The sequence below is a fragment of the Bacillus sp. B1-WWTP-T-0.5-Post-4 genome, assembly GCF_009183795.1.
Lineage (GTDB): Bacteria > Bacillota > Bacilli > Bacillales > Bacillaceae_G > Bacillus_A > Bacillus_A cereus.
In genome coordinates this window covers 694,013-701,243 of record NZ_WEIJ01000003.1, presented here as the reverse complement: position 1 = coordinate 701,243, position 7,231 = coordinate 694,013, and the positions used below count along the sequence as shown (strand labels likewise).

Here is a 7,231-nt window from a genome sequence, read left to right as displayed (position 1 = left end):
GTTGTCCATCATATAAAAGAACTAGAACATCATCCAGAACTTGCATTAGAAATAGATAACTTAGAAACAGTCTGTGTGGATTGCCATAATAAAGAACACGGTAGAGTGTTTGTTAAAAAGATAAACAAATGGGAAAACGATGAAAAGTGGTAAAAATGATTCGATAATAACCCCCCCCTTAAAATATTTCATCAAAAAATGCTCTAAGGGGCACCGGAGGAGGGGGTTAACTGTCAGGTTTTTTTCGATTTTACGCACGTAAGGGGGGTGGGTAGATGGCTGTTAGTATTGTGAGGTTAAAAGAACAGCTTATGAATAGTATTGATATTACAGATTTAGTCGAAGTTGAAAAGGTAGAAAGATATATTGATCTTGTAAAAGCATTTAGAAAAATAAATAAAACTATTAATAAAGAAGGCGAGTCTGTAACGATAAAAAACGGTTCTCAAGTTTTTGTTAAAGCCCACCCTCTTATAAGTGAGAGGAATAAAATTAACAGTTCATTAATTGCTTTGGGAAGAGATATAAAACTTTCCCCTAAAGTTGGTGCTTCTAATTCGGGTTACAGTCCAAGTGATTTAGTATGATTAGGCAAAAATATGTAGATGAATACATTGAACTTTATAGAAGTGGTAAAGTAAAGTTCAACAATGAAAGAGAACTGTTAATTGAATACCTGGAGAAATACGTTTTAAACAGAGACGACTTGTATTTTGATGATGAAATGATCGAGAAGTGTATCCGCTTTGGTGAAAAGTGGTACTTTCCATTACAATCATTTCAAAAATTCTTAATAGCATTCGTCTTTTTATTTTATAAGAAAAATAGCCGTGTATTTTATCGGAAATTCTTGTGGATGCTTGGCCGTGGCGGCGGTAAAAATGGTTTAATGACAGTTATTCTTCACTTTTTAATAAGCGAATTACATGGAATTCCTGAATATAACATTTCCGTTGTTGCAAACAGTGAAGAGCAAGCAAAAACAAGCCCAGATGAAATTCATAAATGTATTAAAAGAAATGAAGTTTTACAAAGAGCTTTTAAAACAACATTAACACAAACCATTTCGAAATCGACTGGAAGTGTAGTGAAGTTTAGAACATCAAACGGAGACACAAAAGATGGTCTTCGCGATGGCGCTGTAATGTTTGATGAAGTCCATCAATATGAAAGCAATAAAGATGTCCGTGTTCACATCAGTGGTTTGGGAAAAAAGAAAAATCCGCGTGAGTTTTACATTGGTACAGATGGATATGTAAGAGATGGATTCTTAGATAAATTAAAAGAAAAGGCAATGAAAGTTTTAAAGGGTGAAGCCCGTCCGAATGCGCTGTTCCCTTTCATCTGTAAATTAAATGATGAAAAAGAAGTTGATGAAATCGATAATTGGGAAATGGCGAATCCAATGTTATCTCAGCCGTTAAGTGAGTATGCTGAAGGCTTACTTGAAACAATAAAAGAAGAGTATGAGGATTTAGAGGACGATCCAAGTAACCGAGAAGAGTTCATGACAAAGCGAATGAACTTACCTGTTACAAATTTAGAACGGTCCGTTGCAAAATGGTCAGAAATTCTTGCTACAAATCGTCCTTTTCCTGATTTATATGCTCAAGAATGCATAGGGGCGTTAGACTTTGCAAGTATTCGTGACTTTGCAGCATGTGGTCTTTTATTTAGGCAAAATGGGGAATACATTTTTAAAACTCATTCCTTCGTACGAAAAGAATTTGTTGATATATATTACGGATATTCTAAAAAAGCAGGTGAATTTAAAAAACAGAAATTTGCTCCTATAAAAGAGTGGGAAGAGCAAGGATTACTAACAGTTGTTGATGAACCGACTATTAATCCTCAACACATCGTTGATTGGTTTGTAGAAATGCGAGAACAATATGGGATTAAAAAAATTATAGCTGATAACTTCCGTATGGAGGCAATAAGACCACTATTAGTAGCAGAAGGATTTGAAATAGAAGTTATACGAAACCCAAAAGCGATTCATAGTTTGTTAGCTCCACGTATTGAAATGGCGTTTGCAAATAAACAAATTGTTTTTGAGGATAATCCACTAATGCGTTGGTATACGCAAAATGTGTTGGTTGTTATCAAAGCTGATGGAAATAAAATATACGAAAAGAAAGAGCCTGTTCGTCGAAAAACAGATGGGTTTCAGTGTTTTGTTCATGCTCTTTATCGGGCGGATGAGATACAAGAAGCTACTGATTTTGTTATAGGCAATATTAAATTCTAATAAAGGGGGTGATAGCCATTGGATGGTTAGGTTCAGTATTTAAAAGAAATAAAGAACTAGAATTCATGTTGGATCTGGACATAATAACTGATTCAGCAAACAGGCTTCATATGAAACGATTGGCAATTGATACATGCGTTTCATTTTTAGGAAGGACGATTAGTCAATCTGAATTTAGAATAAGAAATGGTAAAGCATTTAAGAAGAATGAGCTTTATTATCGATTAAACGTAAGACCAAACAAGAATATGACCGCAAGTACCTTTTGGGAACGGTTTGTTCGAAAACTTATTTATGATAATGAGTGTTTAGTTATACAAGCAGATGATGGTGATTTACTTATTGCAGATGGATTTCAACATAATGAGTACGCTGTGTTTGAAGATACTTTTACGGATGTAAGGGTAAAAGATTATACGTTTAAGAGAAGTTTTAAGCAAAGCGAAGTTATTCATTTGAAGTATCGGAATGATAAATTAACCCCACTTATTGATGGATTATTTGCAGATTATGGGGATTTGTTCGGCAGAATATTAAACTCTCAAAAACGTAAAAATCAAGTTCGTGGAACAGTTGATATGGATATGATTGGTGCTAAAACTGAGGAACAAATAGTAAAATTACAAGAGTTTATAGACAACATGTATAAGTCAATTGGTTCGAAAGATATAGCTATTGTTCCACAGCAAAAAGGTATTAATTATAACGAGATATACAATGGTGTTGCAAATGGCCCAAGTGTGGAAGAAATCAATAAAGTAACAAATGGTTTCTTAAATCAAGTAGCAATGGCAATCGGTATTCCTATAGCTTTGATATATGGAGAAATGGCTGATGTAGAAAAGCAAACGAAAAATTATATGCTTTTCACAGTACGACCATTATTAAAAAAACTATCTGATGAAGCGAACGTTAAATTCTTTGAAATGAGTGAATATCTTTTGGGACAAAAAATTGAGGTTAAAGCTGTTTCCTATCAAAGTATATTTGATCTTGCGACAAGTATTGATAAACTCATTTCTTCAAGTGCATTTACAGGAAATGAAATTCGTTCAGAAGTAGATTATGAAGAGTCAGATGATCCAAACCTAAATGTCCATCATATTACGAAGAACTATACAAAATTAAATGAATCTGAAGGGGGTGAGAAATGATGGAACATGTGAATATGAGTAAGCTTTTGAATTTAAAACGAGACATTCGTTTTGAAGCTAAAGGTGAAAATGAATACAAATTAACTGTTTATGGATCAATTGGTGGATGGTTTAGTGAAAATAATGCTGAAGCAGTAAGAAGAAAAATTCAAGATGTTAAAGCAGAAAAAATTCACGTTCATATTAATTCGGGTGGAGGTTCCGCATTCGATGGTGTAGCAATTTGTAATCAGTTAAAGCAGCATAGTGCAGAAATTATAGTTCATATTGATGGTTGGGCAGCTAGTGCCGCATCTGTAATTGCAATGGCAGGAGACAGAATTATTATGCCTAGTAATACTATGATGATGATTCACCAAGCAAGTACCTTTGAATATGGAAACGCAGATCTTTTTGAAAAAACAGCAAGAGATTTACGAAAGATTGATTCAGCTTTAGCAGGATCTTATAAGAAACGTTTTGTTGGAACAGATGAAGAATTAAAACAACTTTTAAAAGATGAAACTTGGCTAACAGCAGAGGAAGCAGTAGCTCTTGGTTTAGCTGATGAAATTGCTGATGAAATTGAAATTGATGATACGCAAGAGGATGAAGAGGATGAAGAGGAGGAAGTTGTAGAAAACTTAAAAGAAAGTTTAGTAGCTAAGTATACGAAACAACAAAATAATCAAAATCCAAAAGAGCTTATTCAAGAGCCTGTTAATACAAAACAGAATCTGAGTACGCTCTTTTTAACATTAGGAGGAAAATAAAATATGGTTATTAAGTTTAATAATTTTGAAGAAAAGAAACTAGCATTTGCAAAAGCTACACAGGAAGGTACAGCAGAAGAGCAATCAGTAGCATTGAACTCCATGATTGAAGCACTTGCTACAGATGTAAGAACAGATATTTTAAATCAAGTGAATGAATCAATGGTAGATCGTTCTATTATGCAATCTCGCGGTGCTAATGTATTAACAAGTGAAGAAATGAAGTTCTTTAATGCAGTTGTGGAAGAAGGCGGCTTTAAGTCTACTGAAACTTTACCTAAGACAACCCAAGAACGTATTTTTGATGATTTAGTTGAAGATCATCCTTTCCTACAACATATCGGTCTTGAAAATCTGGGTGCAGTAACAGAATTTATTTACGGAGATCCAGAAGGCGCAGCGGTATGGGGACCATTATTTGATGGTATTAAAGGTCAATTAAATGCTACATTCCGTAAAGATAGCATTTCCCAACTTAAATTGACGGCATTTATTCCATTAGCAAATGACATGTTGAAACTTGGGCCTGTATGGGTAGAACGTTATGTTCGTACAATGATTACAGAAGCGATGAAAGTAGGTTTAGAACGTGGATTTGTAGCTGGTACAGGTAAAAATGAACCTATTGGGTTATTAAAAGATCCAAGTGGAAGTGTTGTGAATGGAGTATATCCAGATAAAAAGCCAGTAGGCACTTTAACATTCGAACCAGGCCGCAAAACAATCAATGAATTAAAAGGTGTTGTTAAACTACTAGCTAAAAAATTAAATGCTGATGGTTCAGACGCAGATCGACCAAAAAATATTGCTGGTAAAGTAGTTATGGTAACTAATCCGTTTGATACTTTTGATATTCAAGCAAACGCGACAATTCAAAATGCGGCTGGAGTATATGTAACTAGTTTGCCATTTAATCCAATTCTTACAGAGTCAGTGTTTGTACCTCAAGGAAAAGTATTATTCTTTGTTAAAGGTCAATATGTTGCAGCAATGGGTGGAACAGAGCCAATCAAGAAGTATGAAGAAACATTAGCTTTAGAAGATGCAACTGTTTATATTGCTAAACAATATGCTACAGGTAAACCGAAGGATAAATACACTTCACAAGTTTACACATTAAAGCTTGAAGAAGTAACACCACCGACTGAAGGGTGATGTAAATGGAAACAGTAATTTCAGACGAAATAATACAGCAGTTCAAAGATAGGATGCACTTGGGTGATGATGAAGACGATAACCTAAAGCGCATCCTTTTTGCATCCAATGAAGCTTTATTAAAAGTATGTGGATTGTATGACATAAACAAAGATGAGACGTTCAAAGAATTAGTTTTTGAACGTTCTCGTTATGCTTATAATGATGCACTTGAGTATTTTACTAAAAACTTTTTAACCGAAATTAATAGTTTTGGTATTGCAAAAGCATTAGAAGAAATTAAGTTGGTCGGTGATTAGTATGCGTCCTTTTCAGTACAAGAAACCACTGAATACAGGCGATTGTAGAAATAGAATCATTATTGAAGAACCTGTAGTAATAAAAGATGAATTAAACCAAGTAATCGAAACATCTTGGCCAGAATTTAAAAAAGCCTGGGCGATGATAAAAACAGTGAAAGGATCTGAGTACATTGAAGCTTCCACTTCACAAGCTACACGGGTTTATCGATTCGTAATTCCATACACTTCTGGTATTACGGAAGAAATGCGAATTAATATGAAAGGTCGTATCTTTGATATCATCGAACCGCCAATGAATGATGATGAAATGTATCAAACATTGACTATTATCGCAAAGGAGCATGTTTAATATGAGTAATTTTGCGAGTGATCTTGCTAGAGAATTGCAAAGGTATGCAAATGTTGTGGAAGAAGAATTAACAAATGCACAAGAAGATGTAGCTGATATTGCTGTAAATAAGTTAAGACAAAATAGTCCTAAAAAAACAGGTGGTTATCGTAAAGGTTGGCGTAAGAAAAAAGTAGATAAAGCCGTTGTTATCCATAATACAAAAGGGCAATTAACGCATCTTTTAGAAAATGGCCATGCGAAAGCTAGTGGTGGCCGAGTACCGGAGAAAGTGCATATTCGTCCCGTTGAAGAGTATGTAATTGATGAATTGCCAAAACGTATTGAAAGGGCAATTGAATCATGACATTAACATTAGGAGAATTTATAAAAATTCTTGAAGCTACAGGCTATCCTGTGGCTTATTCGCATTTCATAGCAACACCAGGTAATCCAGTTCCAGCGCCACCGTATATCTGTTTTCTTGTGGATGGGTCAGCAAATTTAATGGCTGATAACAAGGTGTATCACAAGATAAATGATATAAATATAGAGCTTTATACAACTAAGAAAGATGTAGTTGCGGAAGCCAAGCTAGAACAAGTCCTAGATGATCACGAGATTCCTTATGACTCGTATGGGACTTTTATTGAATCTCAAAAAATGTATCAAAAATTTTATGAAACGAGGTTGATATAAATGAATGAAAATAAAGTAGCGTTTGGTTTAAAGAATGTCCATTATGCGCTTTTCGATATTAAAGATGGTGTAGTTAGATTTAATACACCAATTCCATTACCTGGTGCGGTTGAATTAACGTTTGATCCACGAGGGGATTTAATTGAATTCTACGCTGATGACATGCTTTATTACGCTGCAAGTAATAACCAAGGGTATGATGGAACGCTTTCTATTGCGACTATTCCGGAACAATTTGCAATTGATGCACTAGGAGAGGAATTAGACGAAGAAGATGGTGTGTTAAATGAGTTAGCCGATGCGAAAGGAAAATCATTTGCATTATTATTTGAATTTGATGGTGATGTACGAGCAACTCGACACGTTATGTTTAACTGTTCTGCAAGTCGTCCAACACTTGCATCTAAAACGAAAACAAATTCAGCAGAGCCAAATACAAATGAACTTAAATTTGTATCCAGTCCTATTGATATTAATGGAAAACGTATGGTTAAAACGAAAACTACTACTAAATCAAAAGCAGATATTTATAATAATTGGTACAAAAAAGTGTATACAAAAGTACCTGCATTACCAAAAGGAGCGTAAGT

At 34.5% G+C, this 7,231-nt stretch carries 11 protein-coding genes; all 11 read left to right on the top strand.

Going from position 1 to position 7,231, the window contains the following annotated elements; translation table 11 throughout:
• Nucleotides 1-153, top strand: a 153-nt coding sequence (locus GBN91_RS14220) for an HNH endonuclease (RefSeq protein WP_152121633.1), incomplete at its 5' end; no start/stop codon positions are given.
• Nucleotides 154-275: 122 nt separating this feature from the next.
• Nucleotides 276-587 (top strand): P27 family phage terminase small subunit, encoded by a 312-nt coding sequence (locus GBN91_RS14215; RefSeq protein ID WP_000301142.1) that lies wholly within the window; start codon nt 276-278, stop codon nt 585-587.
• The gene (locus tag GBN91_RS14210) at nt 584-2,251 is read left to right on the top strand and encodes a terminase TerL endonuclease subunit (RefSeq protein ID WP_152121632.1); all 1,668 of its coding nucleotides are present in this window, start codon (nt 584-586) and stop codon (nt 2,249-2,251) included. Before GBN91_RS14215 ends, GBN91_RS14210 begins: the two co-directional genes overlap by 4 nt.
• Before the next feature lie 8 nt (nt 2,252-2,259).
• Nucleotides 2,260-3,405: a phage portal protein gene (locus GBN91_RS14205; RefSeq protein ID WP_152121631.1), complete on the top strand. Its 1,146-nt coding sequence runs from the start codon at nt 2,260-2,262 to the stop codon at nt 3,403-3,405.
• On the top strand, nt 3,405-4,157 hold the full coding sequence (locus GBN91_RS14200; protein ID WP_152121639.1) for a head maturation protease, ClpP-related: 753 nt from the start codon (nt 3,405-3,407) through the stop codon (nt 4,155-4,157). Before GBN91_RS14205 ends, GBN91_RS14200 begins: the two co-directional genes overlap by 1 nt.
• 3 nt (nt 4,158-4,160) lie before the next feature.
• A complete protein-coding gene (locus GBN91_RS14195) occupies nt 4,161-5,312 on the top strand; it encodes a phage major capsid protein (RefSeq protein WP_098432537.1) in 1,152 nt (383 codons plus the stop codon).
• A 5-nt stretch (nt 5,313-5,317) separates the two neighbouring features.
• The gene (locus GBN91_RS14190; protein WP_152121630.1) at nt 5,318-5,611 is read left to right on the top strand and encodes a hypothetical protein; all 294 of its coding nucleotides are present in this window, start codon (nt 5,318-5,320) and stop codon (nt 5,609-5,611) included.
• A gap of 1 nt (nt 5,612) precedes the next feature.
• Nucleotides 5,613-5,963: a phage head closure protein gene (locus GBN91_RS14185; RefSeq protein WP_152121629.1), complete on the top strand. Its 351-nt coding sequence runs from the start codon at nt 5,613-5,615 to the stop codon at nt 5,961-5,963.
• A 1-nt stretch (nt 5,964) separates the two neighbouring features.
• The gene (locus GBN91_RS14180) at nt 5,965-6,309 is read left to right on the top strand and encodes an HK97 gp10 family phage protein (protein WP_000064421.1); all 345 of its coding nucleotides are present in this window, start codon (nt 5,965-5,967) and stop codon (nt 6,307-6,309) included.
• Complete coding sequence (locus GBN91_RS14175) at nt 6,306-6,641, top strand: hypothetical protein (RefSeq protein ID WP_152121628.1); 336 nt, start codon at nt 6,306-6,308, stop codon at nt 6,639-6,641. The genes GBN91_RS14180 and GBN91_RS14175 overlap by 4 nt, the downstream gene beginning before the upstream one ends.
• Complete coding sequence (locus GBN91_RS14170) at nt 6,642-7,229, top strand: major tail protein (RefSeq protein WP_152121627.1); 588 nt, start codon at nt 6,642-6,644, stop codon at nt 7,227-7,229. It begins immediately after the preceding gene.
• Nucleotides 7,230-7,231: the final 2 nt, after the last annotated feature.

Bases quoted from the DNA above. Each gene is read 5' to 3' on its own strand.
- GBN91_RS14215 (WP_000301142.1), top strand. From the start codon at position 276: ATGGCTGTTAGTATTGTGAGGTTAAAAGAACAGCTTATGAATAGTATT.
- GBN91_RS14210 (WP_152121632.1), top strand. From the start codon at position 584: ATGATTAGGCAAAAATATGTAGATGAATACATTGAACTTTATAGAAGT.
- GBN91_RS14200 (WP_152121639.1), top strand. From the start codon at position 3,405: ATGGAACATGTGAATATGAGTAAGCTTTTGAATTTAAAACGAGACATT.
- GBN91_RS14195 (WP_098432537.1), top strand. From the start codon at position 4,161: ATGGTTATTAAGTTTAATAATTTTGAAGAAAAGAAACTAGCATTTGCA.
- GBN91_RS14190 (WP_152121630.1), top strand. From the start codon at position 5,318: ATGGAAACAGTAATTTCAGACGAAATAATACAGCAGTTCAAAGATAGG.
- GBN91_RS14185 (WP_152121629.1), top strand. From the start codon at position 5,613: ATGCGTCCTTTTCAGTACAAGAAACCACTGAATACAGGCGATTGTAGA.
- GBN91_RS14180 (WP_000064421.1), top strand. From the start codon at position 5,965: ATGAGTAATTTTGCGAGTGATCTTGCTAGAGAATTGCAAAGGTATGCA.
- GBN91_RS14175 (WP_152121628.1), top strand. From the start codon at position 6,306: ATGACATTAACATTAGGAGAATTTATAAAAATTCTTGAAGCTACAGGC.
- GBN91_RS14170 (WP_152121627.1), top strand. From the start codon at position 6,642: ATGAATGAAAATAAAGTAGCGTTTGGTTTAAAGAATGTCCATTATGCG.